This window comes from Cupriavidus sp. MP-37 (assembly GCF_020618415.1).
Classification (GTDB): Bacteria; Pseudomonadota; Gammaproteobacteria; order Burkholderiales; family Burkholderiaceae; genus Cupriavidus.
Genome location: NZ_CP085345.1, coordinates 1,174,168 through 1,194,299 on the forward strand (window position 1 = coordinate 1,174,168; position 20,132 = coordinate 1,194,299).

General features: G+C 68.2%; 17 protein-coding genes. 12 read left to right on the top strand and 5 right to left on the bottom strand.

All coding sequences use genetic code 11. The features are described from left to right. Positions 1-6 precede the first annotated feature (6 nt). Positions 7-2,211, top strand: coding sequence for a phosphocholine-specific phospholipase C (locus tag LIN44_RS21810; RefSeq protein WP_227316310.1), 2,205 nt, complete (start codon positions 7-9; stop codon positions 2,209-2,211). Positions 2,212-2,343: 132 nt separating this feature from the next. Here the strand turns inward: LIN44_RS21810 and LIN44_RS21815 are convergent, their stop codons facing one another. The 3 genes from LIN44_RS21815 to LIN44_RS21825 all read right to left on the bottom strand — a co-directional run bounded on the left by LIN44_RS21815 (position 2,344) and on the right by LIN44_RS21825 (position 5,653). After that, entirely contained in the window at positions 2,344-3,846 is a 1,503-nt protein-coding gene (locus LIN44_RS21815; protein ID WP_112774725.1) for a tripartite tricarboxylate transporter permease, read from the bottom strand. Between the two features lie 10 nt (positions 3,847-3,856). Continuing rightward, positions 3,857-4,318, bottom strand: a complete 462-nt coding sequence (locus LIN44_RS21820) for a tripartite tricarboxylate transporter TctB family protein (protein ID WP_112774724.1) — start codon at positions 4,316-4,318, stop codon at positions 3,857-3,859. 366 nt (positions 4,319-4,684) lie between these two features. Beyond that, entirely contained in the window at positions 4,685-5,653 is a 969-nt protein-coding gene (locus LIN44_RS21825) for an aliphatic sulfonate ABC transporter substrate-binding protein (protein WP_227316311.1), read from the bottom strand. A gap of 132 nt (positions 5,654-5,785) precedes the next feature. On the opposite strand from LIN44_RS21825, the gene LIN44_RS21830 reads away from it, so the two are divergent. Beyond that, the gene (locus LIN44_RS21830) at positions 5,786-6,151 is read left to right on the top strand and encodes a glyoxalase superfamily protein (RefSeq protein WP_227316312.1); all 366 of its coding nucleotides are present in this window, start codon (positions 5,786-5,788) and stop codon (positions 6,149-6,151) included. A 46-nt stretch (positions 6,152-6,197) separates the two neighbouring features. Here LIN44_RS21830 and LIN44_RS21835 read toward each other — a convergent pair whose 3' ends face one another. Both LIN44_RS21835 and LIN44_RS21840 read right to left on the bottom strand, forming a co-directional pair. Continuing rightward, entirely contained in the window at positions 6,198-7,244 is a 1,047-nt protein-coding gene (locus LIN44_RS21835) for a DUF1254 domain-containing protein (RefSeq protein WP_227316313.1), read from the bottom strand. A gap of 74 nt (positions 7,245-7,318) precedes the next feature. Beyond that, positions 7,319-8,674, bottom strand: coding sequence for a DUF1214 domain-containing protein (locus LIN44_RS21840; protein ID WP_227316314.1), 1,356 nt, complete (start codon positions 8,672-8,674; stop codon positions 7,319-7,321). Positions 8,675-9,033: 359 nt separating this feature from the next. On the opposite strand from LIN44_RS21840, the gene LIN44_RS21845 reads away from it, so the two are divergent. The 10 genes from LIN44_RS21845 (at position 9,034) to LIN44_RS21890 (ending at position 20,010) form a co-directional block, all read left to right on the top strand. Beyond that, complete coding sequence (locus LIN44_RS21845; RefSeq protein ID WP_227316315.1) at positions 9,034-10,131, top strand: substrate-binding domain-containing protein; 1,098 nt, start codon at positions 9,034-9,036, stop codon at positions 10,129-10,131. A 49-nt stretch (positions 10,132-10,180) separates the two neighbouring features. Then, the gene (locus LIN44_RS21850) at positions 10,181-11,203 is read left to right on the top strand and encodes an ABC transporter substrate-binding protein (RefSeq protein ID WP_227316316.1); all 1,023 of its coding nucleotides are present in this window, start codon (positions 10,181-10,183) and stop codon (positions 11,201-11,203) included. A 113-nt stretch (positions 11,204-11,316) separates the two neighbouring features. After that, the gene (locus LIN44_RS21855) at positions 11,317-12,135 is read left to right on the top strand and encodes an ABC transporter permease (protein WP_227316317.1); all 819 of its coding nucleotides are present in this window, start codon (positions 11,317-11,319) and stop codon (positions 12,133-12,135) included. 9 nt (positions 12,136-12,144) lie between these two features. After that, positions 12,145-13,020 carry an ABC transporter permease gene (locus LIN44_RS21860; RefSeq protein WP_227316318.1) on the top strand — a complete coding sequence of 292 codons (876 nt, stop codon included), beginning with the start codon at positions 12,145-12,147 and terminating at the stop codon, positions 13,018-13,020. Continuing rightward, positions 13,013-14,071, top strand: coding sequence for an ABC transporter ATP-binding protein (locus LIN44_RS21865; protein ID WP_227316319.1), 1,059 nt, complete (start codon positions 13,013-13,015; stop codon positions 14,069-14,071). The genes LIN44_RS21860 and LIN44_RS21865 overlap by 8 nt, the downstream gene beginning before the upstream one ends. Beyond that, positions 14,068-14,922, top strand: coding sequence for a phosphodiesterase (locus tag LIN44_RS21870; RefSeq protein ID WP_227316320.1), 855 nt, complete (start codon positions 14,068-14,070; stop codon positions 14,920-14,922). Before LIN44_RS21865 ends, LIN44_RS21870 begins: the two co-directional genes overlap by 4 nt. 146 nt (positions 14,923-15,068) lie before the next feature. Further along, the gene (locus LIN44_RS21875) at positions 15,069-15,815 is read left to right on the top strand and encodes a DUF3348 domain-containing protein (protein ID WP_227316321.1); all 747 of its coding nucleotides are present in this window, start codon (positions 15,069-15,071) and stop codon (positions 15,813-15,815) included. A gap of 10 nt (positions 15,816-15,825) precedes the next feature. Then, positions 15,826-18,702 (top strand): DUF802 domain-containing protein, encoded by a 2,877-nt coding sequence (locus tag LIN44_RS21880; protein WP_227316322.1) that lies wholly within the window; start codon positions 15,826-15,828, stop codon positions 18,700-18,702. Next, a complete protein-coding gene (locus LIN44_RS21885) occupies positions 18,699-19,346 on the top strand; it encodes an OmpA family protein (protein WP_171514927.1) in 648 nt (215 codons plus the stop codon). The genes LIN44_RS21880 and LIN44_RS21885 overlap by 4 nt, the downstream gene beginning before the upstream one ends. Then, positions 19,339-20,010 (top strand): DUF2894 domain-containing protein, encoded by a 672-nt coding sequence (locus LIN44_RS21890; RefSeq protein ID WP_227316323.1) that lies wholly within the window; start codon positions 19,339-19,341, stop codon positions 20,008-20,010. The genes LIN44_RS21885 and LIN44_RS21890 overlap by 8 nt, the downstream gene beginning before the upstream one ends. Positions 20,011-20,132: the final 122 nt, after the last annotated feature.

Consider the following 20,132-nt stretch of genomic DNA (forward strand, 5'->3'; position numbering starts at 1 on the left):
CACGCCATGACCTTCAATCCGTCCAAGCGACAGTTCCTCAAGACCAGCCTCGGCACCGGCGCCGCCGCCGCGGTGCTGGCCAGCTTTCCGCCCAGCATCCGCCGCGCGCTGGCGATCGAGGCCAACAACGCCACCGGCACCATCCAGGACGTCAAGCACGTCGTGATGGTGATGCTGGAAAACCGCTCGTTCGACAACTACTTCGGCACCTTCAAGGGCGTGCGGGGCTACGGCGACCGCTTTGCGATCCCGCTGCCGAACGGCAAGAACGCGTTCTACCAGACCGATGCCAACGGCAATACGCTGACGCCCTACCACCTCGATGAAACCCAGGGCAACGCGCAGCGCGCCGGCGGCACGCCGCACACCTGGCCCGATGCGCAGGCCGCGTGGGACCACGGCCGCATGGACCGCTGGCCGGTGGCCAAGAAGGCGCTGTCGATGGGCTACTACGACAACGCCGAGATCCCGTTCCAGCGCGCGCTGGCCGAGGCCTTCACGCTGTGCGACGCGTACCACTGCGCGATGCACACCGGCACCATCCCCAACCGCCTGTTCTACTGGACCGGCAGCAACGGTCCCACCGGCGACAACGTCGCGGTGATGATCAATGAATTCAACGCGGGTGCGGACGTGGGCCCGTCCACCGAGGGCTGGACCTGGAAGACCTACGCCGACCGCCTGCAAGGCGCGGGCGTGAGCTGGAAGGTCTACCAGAACGTGCCGGACAACTACGGCTGCAACCAGATGATGAGCTTCCGCCACTGGCGCGCCGAGATGGAAAAGATGCCGGAAGGGCGCAAGCTGTCCAACACCGCCGGCGCCGGCGTCAACCCGCCCTACAATCCGGATATCGACGACCAGTACAGCGCGTTCGCCAAGGGCTTCTGCAACACCATGCCCGACGGCGGCTTCCTGCAGTCGCTGCGCGACGACGTGCAGAACGGCCGGCTGCCCGAAGTGTCGTGGATCATCCCGCCGGCGGAGTTCAGCGAGCACCCCGGCCCGTCCAGCCCGGCCAAGGGTGGCTGGTACGTGCAGGCCATCCTCGATGCGCTGACCGCATCGCCGGAGGTGTGGAGCAAGACCGTGCTGCTGATCAACTTCGACGAGAACGACGGCTTCTTCGACCACAGCCCGCCGCCGACCGCGCCGTCGCGCAACCCGGACGGCACGCTGGCCGGCAAGTCGACCCTCGACGACGCGCAGATGGCCTACGAGTACTTCAACTTCCCGCCCGCCACGGCCAAACAGCCGCCGCAGGACGGCAAGCCGTTCGGGCCGGGGCCGCGCGTGCCGCTGTGGGTGGTGTCGCCGTGGAGCCGCGGCGGCTGGGTCAACTCCGAGGTGTTCGACCACACCTCGGTGCTGCGCTTCCTGGAAGCGCGCTTCGGCGTGATGGAGCCGCAGATCAGCGCCTACCGCCGTGCGGTGTGCGGCGACCTGACCAGCGCCTTCAACTTCGCCACGCCCAACACCGAGACCCTGCCCGTGCTGACGGGCCGCACCACGCGCGCCGACGCCACCAGCCTGACCGCCTGGCAGCAGACGCAGCCGGCGATCCCGGTGCCGGCCACGCCCGCGCTGCCGGCGCAGGCCACCGGCTCGCGCCCGTCGCGCAAGCTGCCGTATGAGCTGCATACCAGTGCGCGCGTCGATGCCGCCGCCCGCACCGTGCGGCTGCTGTTCGCCAACGGCAGCGCGCACCAGGCGGGCGCGGTGTTCCATGTCTACGACAAGCTGCACCTGGACCGCATTCCCCGCCGCTATGTGGTCGAGGCCGGCAAGGCGCTGGACGATGCGTGGGACGTCAATGCCGACGGCGGCAAGTACGACCTGTGGGTGCTAGGGCCCAACGGCTACCACCGCGCCTTCACCGGCGATCTCAGCGAGACGGCCACCACGTCCGCCGAAATCCAGGTCTGCTACAACCCCTGCAAGAAGCCGACGATCCAGGTCAAGCTGCATAACGACAGCGATGCCGACGTGACCTTCACGGTCAAGGCACTGGCCTATCGCGACGACGGCCCTTGGACGCAGCGGGTCAAGCGCGGCAAGGTGGAAACGCTGGAATGGCCGGTGGCCGAAAGCGGCAACTGGTACGACTTCGTCGTCACCTGCGAGGCCAGCCCGGCGTTCACGCGCCGCTTTGCCGGGCGCATGGAGACCGGCGAGGATACCGTCAGCGATCCGGCGATGGGCGTGATCTGACGCTCCGACCGTAAGGGCCGCGGGCCGCCAGACGCACGACCCGCGCAAGGCCAGGGCTGTTTCGTCCGCAAGGAACGAAACAGCCCGTCGTTCTCGTTGATGCGAGACTGCCTTGCCCCCCGCTCCCCCTCGTTATTCCTCCTGGAACGCCTCTTCGCGCTTGGCCTTGATCGACGGCAACGCCACCACGGCCACCAGCGCCGCGGCAGCAACCAGCAGGCCCAGCGACAGCGGGCGCGTGGTAAAGACCGAGAAATCGCCGCGCGACAGCAGCAGCGTGCGGCGGAAGTTTTCTTCCATCATCGGCCCCAGCACGAAGCCCAGCAGCAGCGGCGCCGGCTCGCAGCGCAGCTTGTGGAAGACATAGCCGATCAGGCCGCAGCTGGCCGCGGCAAAGACGTCGAACACCGTGTTGTTGACCGAGTAGACGCCGATGCTGCAGAACACCAGGATCGCCGGGTACAGGAAGCGGTAAGGCACGGTCAGCAGCTTCACCCATACGCCGATCAGCGGCAGGTTCAGCACCACCAGCATCAGGTTGCCGATCCACATCGACGCGATCAGGCCCCAGAACAGCGCCGGATTGCTGCTCATCACCTGCGGGCCGGGCTGGATGTTGTGGATGGTCATGGCCCCCACCATCAGCGCCATCACCGCATTGGGCGGAATGCCCAGCGTCAGCAGCGGGATGAATGAGGTCTGCGCCGCGGCGTTGTTGGCCGATTCCGGACCGGCCACGCCTTCGATCGCGCCCTTGCCGAATTCTTCCGGGTATTTCGACGCCTTCTTCTCCAGCGAGTAAGCCGCGAACGAAGCCAGCGAGGCGCCGCCGCCCGGCAGGATGCCCAGCGACGAACCCAGTGCGGTGCCGCGCAGCACCGCCGGGATCATGCGCCTGAAATCTTCCCGCGTCGGGAACAAGTTGGTGACGCGGTCGGTGAAGGTCTCGCGATGCTCCTTCTGCTCCAGGTTGGCAATGATCTCGGCAAAGCCGAACAGACCCATCGCCAGCGCGGTAATGCTGATGCCGTCGGTCAGCTCCGGCACGTCGAACGAGAAGCGCGCGGCGCCGGAGTTCACATCGGTGCCGACCAGGCCCAGCAACAGCCCCAGCACGATCATCGCCACGGCCTTGACCAGCGAACCGGAGGCCAGCACCACGGCGCCGATCAGGCCCAGCACCATCAGCGAGAAGTATTCGGCCGGGCCGAACTTGAACGCCAGCTCCGACAGCGGCGTGGCAAACGCGGCCAGGATCAGCGTGGCCACGCTGCCGGCGAAGAACGAGCCCAGGCCCGCGGTGGCCAGCGCCACGCCGGCCCGTCCGCGCCGCGCCATCTGGTAGCCGTCCAGCGTGGTCACCACCGCCGACGATTCACCCGGCAGGTTCACCAGGATCGCGGTGGTGGAGCCACCGTACTGCGCACCGTAGTAGATGCCGGCCAGCATGATCAGCGCGGCCACCGGCGGCAGCGTGTAGGTGATCGGCAGCAGCATGGCGATGGTGGCCAGCGGACCCAGGCCCGGCAGCACGCCGATCAGCGTGCCCAGCACGCAGCCCAGGAAGGCGTAGGCCAGGTTCTGCAGCGAAAGCGCGGTGGAAAACCCCAGCGCGAGATGACTCAGCAACTCCATCCGATATCCCCTAGTTGACGAAAGCGGCAGGCCATACCGGCATCTGCAGGTTGATGCCATAGACGAAGGCCACGGTGCTGATCAGCACCAGGATCGCGGCATTCAGGATGGCGCCCTTCCAGGTGAATTCATGGCTGGCCATCGACGACACCAGCACCAGCGCCAGCACCGACAGCACCATGCCCAGCGGCTTGAGCACCAGCCCGAACAGCACCACCGAGCCCAGGATCCACAGCAGCGTCTTGATGTCCCAGCGCGCCATTCGGTCCGCTTCGCTCTTGTGCGACAACGATCCGGCGGCGACCACGGCGCCCAGCAGCGCCAGCACGATGCCAAGCCAGAACGGGAAATAGCCCGGTCCCATCCTGGCGGCGGTGCCCATGGAATAACCGCGGGCAACGAAGGAAAAGCTGAGACCCAGGATGATGAACATCAGGCCGGAAAGAAAGTCGGTTTGCTTGCGTATGCGCATGCAGGCTCCTTGAAGCGGGGGGCGACGCGACGACACCAAGGGGTGGCATCGGCTTCGGGAGTTCCGAACAATACATCATGTCGTGATATATTTTTCGGCCGACAAGGGTTATTCCCTACGAATTTGCCGCAGGTTCGCCATGGCGGCTGGCTTGCCGCCGGCGCCAGCGCGGCATGGTGGCGGTGTGGAGGGTTTCTGCGGCGCGCCGGGCGCCCCTCAGGGCACCGGCAGGGCACCGGCAATGCGTGCGGCCTCGGCCTGCGGCCGGGCGCTGGGATGGGTTCAGGAATGACAGGGCGTTAGCTCCGCCCCACTGGCAAGGCGCAGCCGATGCCCCGCCGCGCGGGCAAGCCGCGCCTTACGGCCTTATGCCTTGCGCCAGACCGGCGAGGCCGACACCGCCACCTTGCGCGGCAGGATGCCCTGCGCGGCAAAGGCATCGGCAATGCGCTGCTGCTCGGCCAGCGCGGCCGCGTCGACGGTGCGCACGGCATAACTGCGGCGCGCATTCGCGGCTTCCACCGTGGCGGCATCCAGGCCGATCAGCGGTGCGTGCCAGCGCGCGGCCTCGGCGGGGTTGCGCTTGACCCAGTCGCCCGCTTCGCGCAGCGCGTCGAACACCACCTCCAGCACCTCCGCATGTGCGCGCGCGAACGGCGTCGCCGCCAGGTAGAAGCGGCGATAGCTCGACAGCCCCTCGCCATCGCGCAGCACGCGTGCATTGGACTGGCGCTGCACCGCCGCCAGGAACGGATCCCAGATCACCCACGCCGCCACGCTGCCGCGCTCGAACGCCGCGCGCGCATCGGCGGGACTCAGATAGGCCGGCTCGATATCGCGGATCGACAGTCCCGCGCGCGCCAGCGCTTCCAGCACCAGGTAGTGCGCGCCGGCCCCCTTGGCAAACGCCACGCGCTGGCCCTTGAGTTGGGCTACCTCGCGGATCGGCGAATCGGCGCGCACCACGATCGCCTGCGCCTGCGGCGACGGGGTCTCGGTGGCGTAATACGTCAGCGACGCGCCCGCGGCCAGCGCGAAAGGTGGCACGGCATCGGCGACGTCGGCACTGAGGTCGACGTTGCCGAGGTTCAGCGCCTCCAGCAGCGGCAGGCCGGAGGTGAACTCATACCACTGCACCGCCACGCCCCTGGGCGCCAGGGCCTTTTCCAGCGTCTGCCGCGATTTCAGCAGGATCATCAGCGTGGAGGACTTCTGGTAGCCGATGCGCAGCGCCGTCGGGCCCTGGCCCAGGCTGACGCCGGGCAGCGCACTTGCCGCGGCCGCGCCCGCCGCGGCCATAAGCCAGCGGCGACGGGAATTGAGGGTCGGGGTCATGGCAAGGCTCCAGATGCAGATCGGAGCGCCAGCTTAGTCACGGCATCGCGCAAAGCCAACGAAGATTGTCGCGAATGCTTATGCGGCGGCGCTATCATCCAGACTTCCCGCGCCCCTCCCGCACCAAACACCATGAACTTGTCCGCCGGCATCCCCATCCTCCGAATCTTCGCGGTCGACAAGGCCAAGGAGTTCTACCTGGATTTCCTTGGCTTCACGCTCGACTGGGAGCATCGCTTCGAAGACGGGTTGCCGCTGTACGCGCAGGTCAGGCGCGACGGCCTGACGCTGCATCTGAGCGAGCACCATGGCGATGCCACGCCGGGGTCGACCGTGTTCGTGCCGGTGGAGGACATCGATGCGCTGCACCAGGAACTGACCGCCAAGGACTATCCGTACGCCAGACCTGGTGTCGAGGACGTGGGCTGGGGCCGGATGCTGCAGGTGGCCGATCCGTTCGGGAACCGGCTGCGCTTTTGCGAGGTGACAGAGGATTAGGCCACGGCTTCCCGTTGTGCCGGGAAGCCGTGGCCGGCCGGTCCGCTCAGTTGACCGGCTGCGGCTGCGGGAAATTCCACGCGCCGCTCAGGACTTCGGCGCGGGGCCGATAGAGCCGCACGGTGTAGTTCCAGCCCTCGACCACCGGCAGGCAGTTGGGTACCTGGCCGTCACAGCCGCCGAACTGGATGGCGATGGCACCATCACTGCCCTTCTTCGCCGTCAGGTTGTTGACCGTGTAGGCATTGGCGGGATTCTTCTGGAAGTAGCCGGCGGCGTTGTAGACGCTGACCGACCAGAACGCATCGACGGGCACGTCCTTCACGTTGAGGCGATAGACCGTCTTGCCGTCGTTCTTCGCGGGCGTGACGTTGAGGTAGACAGCGTCCTTGTCAGGATTGCCGCCCCAGGCCGCGGCAGTGCCGATCAGGCGGCGTACCGGGTCCACCGTATCCCGGGTGCCGAACGCCTTCCTGAAGTCCGGCATGGTCGACGACAGCACCAGCAGCGCATCGCGGATCTTCTTCTGGCTGGCCGCATCCCACGCGGGCGGCTCGAACTTCCCCGGGGCCTGCTGGCTTACCTTGATCGCATCCTGCAACGCATGGACCTGCCGGATGTCATCCGCGCTGTTCGGATCCACCAGCGTGCGGATCGCCGTGGCCACATAGCGCGTACCGACGTTCTCGCGCGTCAGCGTGTACGTGCCCTTGCCGTAGAACACGTTGGGCACATAGTGGTCTTCGTTGATGACCTGCAAGGCCATGAAGCGCTTGCCCGGGTCCGGCATGGTGATGGTCACCGGGCCGGCATCGAGGTCGAACACACCGGACGAATAGAGCGTGTCGCGGTTAAGGCGGATGACGGTCTGCTGGTCGATCGATGCAGGCTCGCGCCGATGCAGCAGCTTGCCGATGCCGCCCTGCCTGATCAGCCCGCCCAGGTACATGTCGGTCTCGGCGCGAATGAAGTTGTCGACGGTAACGGGAACGGGGGTGCCGGCCGGCGGCGTCGTTGCCGGCTGGGCGTGGGCAGTGCCAAGCATGGCGAGGGCCATGCCCGTCGTGCAGGCGGCGGTCAGTTTGATCTTCATGCTGAATTCCATGTGTTTGGAAGGATGAGAGGCGCCCTGCTGGAGCGCATGGCGCCGGGGCCAGGCCTGGCCGCTCAGTTGCGCCTGACCAGCGGCGCCGGGAACCACTGCCCCGACAGGATCTGCTGGTCCGGTCCATACAAGCGGAAGGTCAGATTGTAGTTCTGCCCCTTGGGCGTCGGCAGCCAGTTGCCATCGGGGACGCCTTCCGGCCTGGCGGGCGCGAAGTACAGCGTCAGTGAACCGTCCTTGCCGTAGCTCAGCCTGGACTGCTTGTTGATCAGGAACCGGTTCTTCGCATTGGGGATCACGTGGAAGTTCTTGGAATCCACCGCGATCACCGACCAGAAGTACTTGACGTGACGGGCGGGCAGTTCCGCCTTCGGGAAGGTGACGGTGTAGACGTTGCCGCCGTCCAGCTTGGCGCCTGTGCCATCGCTATCCGTCTTGAAATAGACCACCTCGTCGGTGCTGTTGGCCCAGATCCCGGCCAGGTTCACCAGGGTACGGGTCTGGTAGTCGCTGCCGTACTTGCCGATGGTCGCCGGCCGGTTCCAGCCATTCTTGAAAGTACCCGCCGTGGAGAACGACTTGAAGAACGCGGGCAGGGTCTTCTCGCGGATGACCTTGTCCACCCGCGCGCGTTCGGCGGGCCCGCTGGCCACCGCGGCGCTGACGGCGCGCACCTTGGCCTGCAAGGCCTCCATGCCCGGATTGATGTCAGGCTCCGAGCCCAGCGCAAGGGCTGCCGAGTCAAAGGCTTCGGCGCCGGGCAGCTTGTCATTGCTGAAGGTGGGCGTGGCGGGCACCGGGGCGATCGTTGGCGTGCCGGTAGTCCGCATCGTGATCCGATGCTGCAGCGCGACCGCCTGCTGCTTGTTTGCGCCGATTTCCACGCGGGCCAGTACCCGTGCGGTCTTGCCCGGCAGGTCGATGCGCCGCGCCGTGCGCGGCAGTGCCACGCTGGCACCCTTCAGGCAGGCTGCGAATTCGCCGCTCGGATGGTCGGGATAGTTGCGCTCGTTGATGTTGGCGACGGTTTCGCCCCAGCCGTTCAGGAACTGGATGGTGTAGTAGCGCCCCTTGATCGCCGGCACGCTGAAGATCGTGCAGCTCTTGTCGTCGACCGCGACCCAGGCTTCACTGTAGGCAACGTCCAGGTTCGGATTGGCCCACGATACCTCGCCGACGTCGCGGTGGATGATCTGGTTCCAGCGGAAGCCTTCCTTCTGGAAGTCGGCCTGCTCCTGGCGCAAGACCAGCAGCCGGCCCAGCAGGTAGAGGTAGGCGTCATGGATGTCCTGTTCCGACACCGCACCCGCCGCGGCGCCCGGGGCGGTGGCCTGCGGGGAACTGCTGCATCCGGACAGGCCCGCCAGCATCGAAATGGCCAGCACGGCCACACCAATGGTTCGGTTTGGAAAATGCATAGGCTCCTCGTTCCAGTAGGGCTGCAAAAACCAGACTGTCGCAGAGGGGTGGCAAAAAGTGAATTAAGTTTATTGGTCGGGTGATCTGAACAGAATCATCAGGGCGTCGGCTTTCGCGCTCGGCGATCTATTGGTGGCGCCACAACTGCGAGCCAGACCTTCAGGCATCGGTGCCAGCAGGTTCATTGCCCCATTCCGCCCAACCACACCGGTAGCGTCTCCGCCTCACCCGGTGTCATCCGCGTGTCATCCAGCCCACCCAGAATGCCGTCCAGACAGGGCGCAGGCGTCCCTCTGCCAGCCGCTTTTGCGGCAACGCAGCGTTGGAATGCCTTGACGCCCGCTTTTTTCCGTCTTCAATGAAAACGTTTTCATCCGGAGCCGCGAGCGTGAGTCGCAAAGAGCCAACCGAGGGCAGGCCCGATACAGCGGGTGGCGCGACCCTGATCGACGTCGCGCAAGCCGCGCGCGTGTCGCTCGCCACCGCCTCCCGCGTGTTCAGCAGCCCGCACCTGGTGCGCGACAGCACCGCGCAGCGGGTGCGCGAGGCCGCGCGCCGGCTGAGCTTTCGCCCCAACCTGCTGGGCAGCAAGCTGCGCGCCCAGCAGACCCGCATGATCGGCGTGATGCTGCCGACGCTGGAAAACGCGGTGTTCGCCGAGTGCTGGCACGGCATCGAGGAAGCGGCGCTGGCGGGCGGGTATTCGCTGATGCTGGTCACCAGCGGCTACGATCCGGCGCGCGAACGCGAGCGGATGGAGTACCTGCTGCGCCATCGCGTGGACGGCATGGTGCTGACCGTGGCTGACGCGGCGCGCAGCACGGTGCTGGATCAGCTCGACGGCGAGGATGTGCCCTACGTGCTCGCGTACAACCAGGCCGGGCCGCGCGGCCGCCGTCATTCGGTATCGGTGGACAACCGGCGCAGCGCCTGCGCGGGCGTGGAGGCGCTGATCGCCGCCGGGCATTGCCGCATCGCCGTGGTGTCGGGCGCCTTCGTCGCCTCGGACCGCGCGCGCCAGCGCTTCGCCGGCTATCAGGACGCCATGCGCGCGCATGGGCTGACGCCGGCCGCGCCAGTCTGCCTGCCATCGCACACCGCCAGCCATGCCGAGCAGATCCGCGCGCTGGTGCGGGCCCACGATGCGCCCACCGCCCTTTTCTGCACCAATGACCTGCTGGCCATCGGCGTGATCTCCGACCTCAGGCGCCTCGGCCTGAGCGTGCCGCGCGACATCTCCGTGCTGGGCTATGACGGTATCGCGCTGGGCAACGTGGTCGAACCGCCGTTGGCCACCGTCGTGCAGCCCAATGCGCAAATCGGCGCCAGCGCCGTCAGCCGGTTGCTGGCGCGGCTGAACGATGGCGGACGCGCGTCGGTGGCGCTGCCGCGCGTCACGCTGCTGCCGCACGCCCTGCGCATCAACGGCACCGTGGCCGCTGCGCCAAAAACATGACCGCTTGCCCATGCTGCATTCCCCCCTGCCCTCAACCAAGGAGCCTCTCATGCAACCAATCCGTTCCTGGCGCCGCCCGCTGCGCTGGATTGCCCTGGCGCTTGGCGCCGCCGCGTTCAGTCAGGGCGTGGCCGCGCAGACCGCGATCTGCTACAACTGCCCGCCCGAATGGGCCGACTGGGCGGCACAGATCCGCGCCATCAAGGAAAAGACCGGCGTTCACGTGCCGCTGGACAACAAGAACTCCGGCCAGTCGCTGGCCCAGCTGGTGGCCGAGAAGGCCAGCCCGGTGGCCGACGTGGTCTACTACGGCGTGACCTTCGGCATCCAGGCGAAGAAGGACGGCGTGACCGCCCCCTACAAGCCCGCCCACTGGAACGACATTCCCGATGGCCTGAAAGACCCGCAGGGCAACTGGTTCGCCATCCATTCCGGCACGCTGGGCTTCATGGTCAATGTCGACGCACTGCGCGGCAAGCCGGTGCCGCAGTCATGGGCCGACCTGCTCAAGCCCGAGTACAAGGGCCTGGTCGGCTATCTCGACCCGGCCAGCGCCTTCGTCGGCTACGTGGGCGCGGTGGCGGTCAACCAGGCCATGGGCGGCACGCTCGACAACTTCGGCCCGGCCTTCAAGTATTTCAAGGACCTGCAGAAGAACCAGCCGATCGTGCCCAAGCAGACGGCTTACGCGCGCGTGCTGTCCGGCGAAATTCCCATCCTGCTCGACTACGACTTCAATGCCTATCGCGCCCGCTACAAGGATCACGCCAACGTGGCCTTCGTGATCCCGAAGGAGGGGTCGGTGGTCGTTCCCTATGTGATGAGCCTGGTCAACAAGGCGCCGCATGCGGCCGAAGGCCGCAAGGTGCTCGACTTCGTGCTGTCCGACGCCGGCCAGGCACTGTGGGCCAATGCCTACCTGCGCCCGGTGCGCGCGGGCGTGGTGCCCAGGGAAGTCCAGGCGCGCTTCCTGCCGGCCACCGAATACGCACGGGCCAAGGCGGTCGACTTCGGCAAGATGGCCGAGGTGCAGAAGGCATTCAGCGAGCAGTATCTGAAGGAGGTGCGCTGACCGGCGATGTATCTCCCGCCGGAAGGTTGTCTACCCGTAAGCGGGAGACAACCTGCGCGGCCTGACCAGCCGGGCACCACCATCGCCCACCGCCTTATTGCGCCGTCACTGCCATGACCAACCGATCCCCCTCCCTCTTCCTGTTCGCCTTGCCGGCACTGGTGGTGTTCCTGGCCTTCTTCTGCCTGCCGATGGCGCGGCTCCTGGCGGTCAGCATCACTGGCGAGCAAGGGGCGGGCGTGTACTGGACCGTGGTCTCCAGTCCGCGCTACCTGCACAGCCTGATGGTCACCGTGCTGCTGTCGGCAGCCGTGACACTGGCCACGCTCGTGATCGCCGGCATTGCCGGCACCTTCCTGCAGCGCAACGCGGTGCCTGGCAAGTCCGTGCTGGTGGCCATGCTGACCTTTCCACTGGCGTTTCCCGGCGTAGTGATCGGCTTCATGGTCATCATGCTCGGCGGCCGCAACGGCCTGCTGGCCATGGTCGGAGACAAGCTCGCCGGCGAGCGCTGGACTTTTGCCTACGGCCTGGGGGGGCTGTTCGTCGGCTACCTGTACTTTTCGATCCCCCGCGTAATCCTGACCGTGATGGCGGCCGTGGAGAAGCTCGATGCCTCGCTGGAAGAAGCTGCGCGCTCGCTGGGCGCCAGCCCCTGGCGCGTGGTGCGCGACGTGATGCTGCCCGCGCTGATGCCGGCCATGATCTCCAGCGGCGCGATCTGCTTCGCCACCAGCATGGGCGCGTTCGGTACCGCCTTCACGCTGGCTACGCAGCTCGACGTGCTGCCGCTCACTATCTACAACGAGTTCACCAACTACGCCAACTTCGGCATGGCCGCGGCGCTATCCATCCTGCTGGGCACCGTCACCTGGGCCTTGCTGGCGGTCGCTCGCTGGTTCTCTGGCGACGCCGTGGCCGCCACCGCGTAGGAGCAACCCATGACCCCGACCCATCGCCGCCCCGGCTACTGGCTGCAACTGGCGCTCACGCTGGTGGTCTGCGCCTTCATGACCGTGCCGGTCGTGCTCTCCGTGCTGGCCGGCCTGACCGACAATATCTTCGTCGGCCTGGAAAGCGGCCTGACCACGCGCTGGCTCGCGGAAGTCTGGTCGCTCTATCGCAATACTATCTTCCTGTCGCTGCTGATCGCGCTGACCTGCCTTGGCTGCACGCTGGTGCTCGGGGTGCCGGCCGCGTATTACATGGCGCTGCGGCGCAACCGCATCACCCGGCTGATCGAGGAACTGCTGATGCTGCCGGTGGCCGTTCCCGGCCTCGCGACCGCGCTTGGCCTGATCCTGCTCTACGGCACCTGGCAGGCGCTGCGTACGAGCTGGCTGTTTATCCTGATCGGCCACGTGCTGTTCACCCTGCCCTTCATGGTGCGCTCGGTACTGGCCATCCTTTCCGCCATCGATATCCGTACGCTCGAAGACGCCGCCGCCAGCCTCGGCGCCAGCCGCCTGCAGCGCTTCTTTACCGTGGTGCTGCCCAACTGCCGCCAGGGCATCCTGGCCGGCGCGCTCATGGTCGTCACGTTGTCGGTTGGCGAATTCAACCTGACATGGATGCTGCACACGCCCACCACGCAGACGTTGCCGGTGGGCCTGGCCGACAGCTATGCCTCGATGCGGCTGGAGATCGGCTCGGCCTACACCATCATCTTCTTCGTCATGATCATTCCGCTGCTGGTGCTGATGCAGGCGCTCAGCGCGCTGGGCGCGCGCTCCCGCAAGTACGTTGCCGAAGCCGCGCACGCCCCCGCCGTTGCCGCCACGCCGGCCAACCCTCATACCGAGACCCGTCATGCATGAACCCACCACCATCCGGCTGCGCCATTGCGGCAAGACGTTTGCCGACGGCACCCTGGCGCTGCAGCCGCTGGATCTCGACATCGGCGCCGCGGAAACCGTGGTGCTGCTGGGCCCGTCCGGCTGCGGAAAGACCACCACGCTGCGCATCATCGCCGGGCTGGAGTCCCCCGACGCGGGCGGCGAAGTCTGGTTCGGCGATACCTGCGTGACCGCGCTGCCGATCGAGCAGCGCGGCGTGGGCATGGTGTTCCAGAGTTACGCGCTGTTCCCCAACATGACCGTCTCCGAGAACATCGGCTACGGACTGCGCGTGCGGCGCGTGGACGCCGCCACACGCCGCCGGCGCGTCGACGACATGCTCGCGATGATGCATCTCGCACCCTTCGCCGACCGCCGCGTGGACCAGCTCTCGGGCGGCCAGCGCCAGCGCGTGGCGCTGGCCCGCGCCATTGCCGTGCAGCCACGCGTGCTGCTGCTGGACGAGCCGCTGACCGCGCTCGACGCCAAGCTGCGCGACGCCCTGCGCGCCGACATCAACCAGTTGCTGCGCAGCCTGGGCATCACCGCCGTCTATGTCACGCATGACCAGGCCGAGGCCATGGCGCTGGGCGACCGCATCATCGTAATGGACAAGGGCCGCATCGCGCAGACGGGCACGCCGCAGCAAATCTACCGCGCGCCGGCCAATGCCTTCGTCGCGGATTTCATCGGCACCATGAACCGCCTGCCCGCCGCTGCAGAGGACGGCGCCTGGCGCGTGCCTGGCGGCGTCGTGCCGCGCCCGCACGAATCCGCGCCGGTGCCGCGCGCCGACCTGATGTTCCGCCCCGAGGATGTGGCGCTGGTGCCTGCGCACGACGCGCATCTGCACGGTAGCGTGGTCACAGCCCTGTTCCTTGGCAACTGCACGCGCCTGCTGGTGGAAGTCGGCGCATCCGCGCCGGTCATCGTCGACACCACGCGCCGCGACGACTGGCGCGCCGGAGACCGCGTCGGCCTGCGCATCGACACCGGCCACCTCATCACCCTTCCCGAAGCCGTGGCAGCATGAACACCGCCCCTTGCCCGACCTACCTGGTCGCCCACATCACCGACCTCCACATCAAGGCTGGCGGCAGGCTGTCGTACCGGCTGGTCGACACCGCCGGCGCGCTGCACCGCTGCATCGACACCCTGCTGGCTGCCCCGCAACGGCCCGACGCGGTGATCGTCACCGGCGACCTGGTCGACTTCGGCGCCGAAAGCGAATACCAGTTCCTGCGCCAGATCCTGCAGCGGCTGCCCATGCCCGTGCGGCTGCTGCCGGGGAACCACGACAGCCGCGGCGCGTTGCGCCGGGTCTTTGCCGATCACGATTACCTGTTCGCCACCGGCAGCGGCGAAGACCCGGTGCATTACAGCATCGACGCAGGCCCGCTGCGGCTGGTGGCGTTCGACTGCACCGTGCCGGGCCAGCCCGGCGGGCGCGTCGATCCCGCCGCGCTGCCCTGGCTGGAGGCCGCGCTGTCCGCCGATCCGGACCGCCCCACCCTGCTGTTGCTGCACCATCCGCCATTCTTTACCGGCATCGGCCACATGGACGAGCAGGGCCTGGCCAACGCCGACGCGCTTGAAGCCGTGGTGCGCCGCCACCCGCAGGTGGAACGCGTGCTGTGCGGCCATCTGCATCGGCACATCACGCGCCGCTTCGGCGGCACGGTGGCGATGACAGCGCCCGGTCCGGCGCATCAGGTGGCGCTGGATCTGGACCGGCAGGCTCCCTCGCGCTTTCGCATGGAGCCGCCGGGCTACCTGCTGCACTGGTGGCATCCCGCGCACGGACTGGTGACGCATGCGGCAGCGATCGGGGACTACGGGGCAGCGCACCCGTTCTTTGATGCGCAGGGCAAGCTGATCGACTAGCGCAACGGCTCGCCAGGTCAGGCAAGTACGCCGCCATCGTCGCCAGCGGCTTTGTCGTCGACGGTGGCATCTACCGCTCGCCTCCCCGGATCCTGCCGCCTCCCTCGCCGAGGCGTGTAAACTGCTGGCTTTTTAAACCCGGCGGTATGTCCCAAGAGCCCCGGCGCACAGGTTTCAGCGGTCCGGCGCTAGTCCGGCTGCTGGCGCGCCTGACCGACGCCGACGCCCCACCTCCCGCAACGTCGCTTTCCGGCCAGCTGAGCCAATGGCTGGGCTGGCCGGATGCCATCGCCCTGTCGGCCGCGCTGAAGGCGGGGCTGCCCGCGGTACCGGCCGTCGCACATGCCTGCGGCGCCACTGCCGAAGCGCAGGAATGCGCGCGCGTGCGGGCCCGGCTGGCCGGCGCCTTCGCCGAAGACACCACGCCGGCCAGCCGGCGGCGCGGTCCGGCGCGACCGTCGGCGTTGCCCGACCCGGTCGATGCGCAGGTCGACTACGCGGTCCATCGCCAGCGTTACCAGACGCTGCAGCAGGCCATGGAAAGCGCCATCGGCAGCCTGCGCGCGCGCTTGCGCGCCGCGCTGTCGGCCCGCACGCCGGCGATGGCCAAGCTGGCCATGGTCGACGCGGTGATGGAGCGCGCGCTCGGCGCGCGCGAGCAAAGCCTGCTGGGCGCGGTGCCGAACCTGCTGGAACCGCACTTCCAGCGCCTGCGCCAGGCCGAAGCCGCAGCGCTGGCGGACCAGGCCCAGGCGACAGGACAACCCGCGGCGGTCCGCGCCGGCGCATGGCTGGGCGTGTTCCGCAAGGATATGCAGAGCGTGCTGCTCGCCGAACTCGAAATCCGCTGGCAGCCCGTCGAGGGGCTGCTGGCGGCGCTGCAAGACAGGTAACCCCGACATCATGACCCGATACCTATCCCATATTGTTGCGTTCCTGGCGGGCCTGGCGGTCGTCTGCTGGATTGGCGCGGGCTATGCCGGCACCAATTTCCTGGCCCTCGTGGTCACCCTGCTGATCGGCGGCTTCTACGTGGCGGGCGCGCTGGAACTGCAGCGCTACCGCCAGGCCACCGCCACGCTGACGCAGGCGCTGGCGGGCCTGGCCGAAGCCCCGGCCAGCCTCGGCGGCTGGCTGGAGCGCCTGCATCCCAGCCTGCGCGACAGCGTGCGGCTGCGCGTCGAAGGCGAGCGCGTCGGCCTGCCCGGTCCCGCGCTGACGCCCTACCTGGTCGGACTGCTGGTGCTGCTGGGCATGCTGGGCACGTTCCTGGGCATGGTCGCCACCTTGCGCGGCACCGGCATCGCGCTCGAAGGCGCCACCGACCTGCAGGCGATCCGCGCTTCGCTGGCGGCGCCGGTCAAGGGGCTGGGCTTTGCCTTCGGCACCTCGGTAGCGGGCGTAGCCACCTCGGCCATGCTGGGGCTGCTCTCGGCACTGTGCCGGCGCGAACGCATACAGGCCGCGCAGGCGCTCGACGCCCGCATCGCCACCACGCTGCGCATCCATTCGCGCGGCCACCAGCGCGACGAAGCCTTGCGGCTGCTGCAGCGCCAGGCCGACGTGATGCCGGCGCTGGCCGAGCAGATGCAGGCCATGATGCAGGCCATGGCGCAGCAGAACGAAGCCCTGGCGGAACGTCTGGCGGCCAGTCAGGCCGCGTTCCACGCCAACACCGAAACCGTCTATGCGCGGCTGGCGTCATCGGTGGAGCAATCGCTGAAGGACAGCATTGCCGACAGCGCCCGCGCCGCCGGCGCCGCGATCCAGCCCGCGGTCGACGCGACCATGGCCGGCCTGGCGCGCGAAACCACGGCCCTGCGCGACACCGTCACGCAGGCGGTGCAACAGCATCTGGACGGCGTTTCGAGCCGGTTCGAGAGCGCCACCGCCGGTGTCGCCGCCACCTGGAACCAGGCACTCGCCGGCCACCAGCGCACCAGCGAGGCGCTGGCGGCGGAGCTGCGCACATCGCTCGATGGCTTCAGCCAGACCTTCGAGCAACGCTCGGCGAGCCTGCTGGATGGTGTCGCCAGCCGCTTCGACGCCGTCGCGGCCAGCACCGCTGAAGCCTGGCGCGAGGCGCTGTCGCAACAGCAGCAGGCCGGCGAAAAGCTGGCCGGCGACAACCAGCAAGCGCTGGCCGCCGCCGCGGCAACGTTCGGCGAACACGCCGCGGCGCTGGTGCGCACCGTGGACGCCTCGCATGCCGGCCTGCAGGCACAGCTGGCCGCGCAGGACGCGCAGCGCCTGTCGGCCTGGGCCGACACGCTCGGCGGCATGACCGCCACATTGCGCCAGCAACTGGAACAACTGAACGCGCACACCGTCACCCGCCACGACGAAATCAGCGCCACGCTGGCGCAGAACGTGCGCGAGATCTCGGCACAGACGCAGGCGCATGCCAGCCGCACGCTGGCCGAAATCGACCGCCTGGTGCAGGCCGCTGCCGAAGCGCCGAAGGCCGCGGTCGCGCTGCAGGCCGAACTGGCGTCGCGCGATGAAGCGCGCTTTGCCGCATGGGCCGATACGCTTGGCAGCATCACGGCAACGCTGCGCCAGGAATGGCAGCAGATGAACGCGCACACGCTCGCGCGCCAGGATGAAATCAGCGCGACGCTGGCGCAGAACGTACAAGAGATCTCCGCGCAGACGCAGGCGCATGCCAGCCGCACCCTCGCGGAAATCGACCGCCTGGTGCAGGCCGCCTCGGAAGCGCCGAAGGCCGCGGTCGCGCTGCAGGCGGAACTGGCCGAGCGCGATGCAGCGCGCTTCGCCGGCTGGACCGAGACCCTCGGCAGCATCGCCGACACGCTGCGCCAGCAGTGGGAGCAGTCCAGCACGCACGCCGCCGCGCGCCAGCAGGAAGTCTGCGAGGCGCTGGCACAGACCGCGCGTGCGATTTCGACCGAAACGCAGGCGCACGCCAGCACCACCCTGGCCGAGATCGACCGCCTGGTCCAGGCCGCGGCCGAGGCACCGAAGGCCGCCACCGCCCTGCAGGCGGAACTGGTGGCGCAGGACGCGCAACGCCTGGCCGCGTGGACCGAAACGCTGGGCTCCATGGCGGCTTCGCTGCGCGGCGAATGGGAGCAGGCCAGCGCGCACGCCACCGCGCGCCAGCAAGAGATCTGCGAAACGCTGGCCGCCACCGCGCGCGAGATGGCGGCGCAGGCCCAGGCCCAGGCCACCGGCACCGTGGCCGAAGTCTCGCGCTTACTGCAGGCCGCAAGCGAAGCGCCCCGCGCCGCCGCCGAAGTCATTGCGCAGCTGCGCGAGAAACTCACCGAGGGCATGGCGCGCGACCACGCCATGCTGGAAGAACGCAGCCGCATGATGGAAACGCTAGGCACGCTGCTTGACGCCGTCAACCATGCCTCCACCGAGCAGCGCACCGCGGTCGACACGCTGGTCGCCACCACCGCCGACCTGCTCGAACGCGTCGGCACGCGCTTTACCGACAAGGTCGAGTCCGAGACCGGCAAGCTCACCGACATCGCCGCGCAGGTCACCGGCAGCGCGGTCGAGGTGGCCAGCCTCGGTGAAGCCTTCGGCGTGGCGGTGCAGCTGTTCAGCGAATCGAACGGCAAGCTGATCGACCACCTGCAGCGCATCGAAGCCGCGCTGGACAAATCGATGACGCGCAGCGACGAGCAGCTGGCCTACTACGTGGCGCAGGCGCGCGAGGTGGTGGACCTGAGCATGCTGTCGCAGAAGCAGATCCTGGAAGACCTGCAACTGCGCGCAGCCCGGCAGGCGCCCAGCGCAGAGGCGGCATGAGAGAAGAACTCGACGCCGGCGTTGAGCCCACCGTGCCGGCCTGGGCGGTTTTCGGCGACCTGATGTCGGTGCTGCTGGGCGCGTTCGTGCTGGTCCTGCTGGGGGTCATCGGCGTGCAGATGGAGCTGTCGGCGCGCCTCGAAGCCGAGGTGAAACAGCGGCAAGAGGAAGCCCAGCGCCGCGAGACGCTGGAAAAGGCGCTGGCCGGCCCGCTCGCCGCCGGCCGCGTAACGCTGGTGAACGGGCGCATCGGCATCAGCGGCAGCGTGCTGTTCGCGCTGAATTCGGCCGAGCTGCAGCCCGAGGGCCGCGACCTGCTCAAGAGCCTGGCCCAGCCGCTGTCGGCCTACCTGCGCAGCCGCGACGAGATCCTGATGGTCAGCGGCTTTACCGATGACCAGCAGGTGCGCGAGGGCAACCGGCGCTTTGCCGACAACTGGGAACTGTCGGCGCAGCGCGCTTTGACCGTGACCCGCACGCTGATCGATGCGGGCATCCCGCCGTCGTCGGTGTTCTCGGCCGCGTTCGGCTCGCAACAGCCGGTGACGCCGAACGCCGATGCCGCGGGCCGCGCGAAAAACCGGCGCGTGGAAATCTCGCCGGTGCCGCGCGTGACCACCGGCACGGTGAAGGCGCATGGTTGACCTCGACGCGGCGGCCTCGGTCCGCGCGCAACTGGACGCCTGGCAGGCCAGCGGCGCGGACCGCGCCGACCCGGTGCGCTTTCGGCTGATGCTGGCGCTGGCCGGCCGTGCGGCCGGACATGGCGGCGCCGCGCGGCAGTTGCTGGAGGCGCGCCTGCAAGACCTGGTCACGGCCTATGCCGCGATCGTGCAGCGCAACGCCGATGACGCTGGCGACGCCCCTGAGCAGCCCGGGCCGACGCCGACGCTGAGCGCGCTTGGCGCACTGGTCCACGACCTTTCCGCCCGCGCCAGGCCCGCCATCGCGGCGGCTTCGAACGATGCCCGCGCGCTGTCGCCGGCATCGGCGCAGGCCGTGGACGCGCCGCTGGTCGACACCCTCGCCGACTACTTCCGCGAGACCTGGGCGCGGGTCAGCGTCGAACAGCAGTTCCGCCAGTCGCTGGAACGGGTGCCGGAGAATGCCGGGCCGCTCAACACCGACCATCTCGTGCATCGCGCGCTGTCGCTGATGCGCGAGACCTCGCCGGAATACCTGCGGCATTTCCTGTCGTATGTCGAGGGCATGGCGTGGCTGGAGCAATTGAGCGCGGCGGCGGCGGCGCAAAAGGAAGCGGCCCGCGCCGCCGCGAGGAAGAGCACGCGGGGCAAGGCCCGCAAATAGCAGCGTGGCCGGTAATGCCGTTTAGCTAAGTGACTGTCGTCCCCGCGAAAGCGGGGACCCAGTGACTTTTAACGACGCTGGGTTCCCGCTTTCGCGGGAATGACGGTAGGAATCGAAACCTT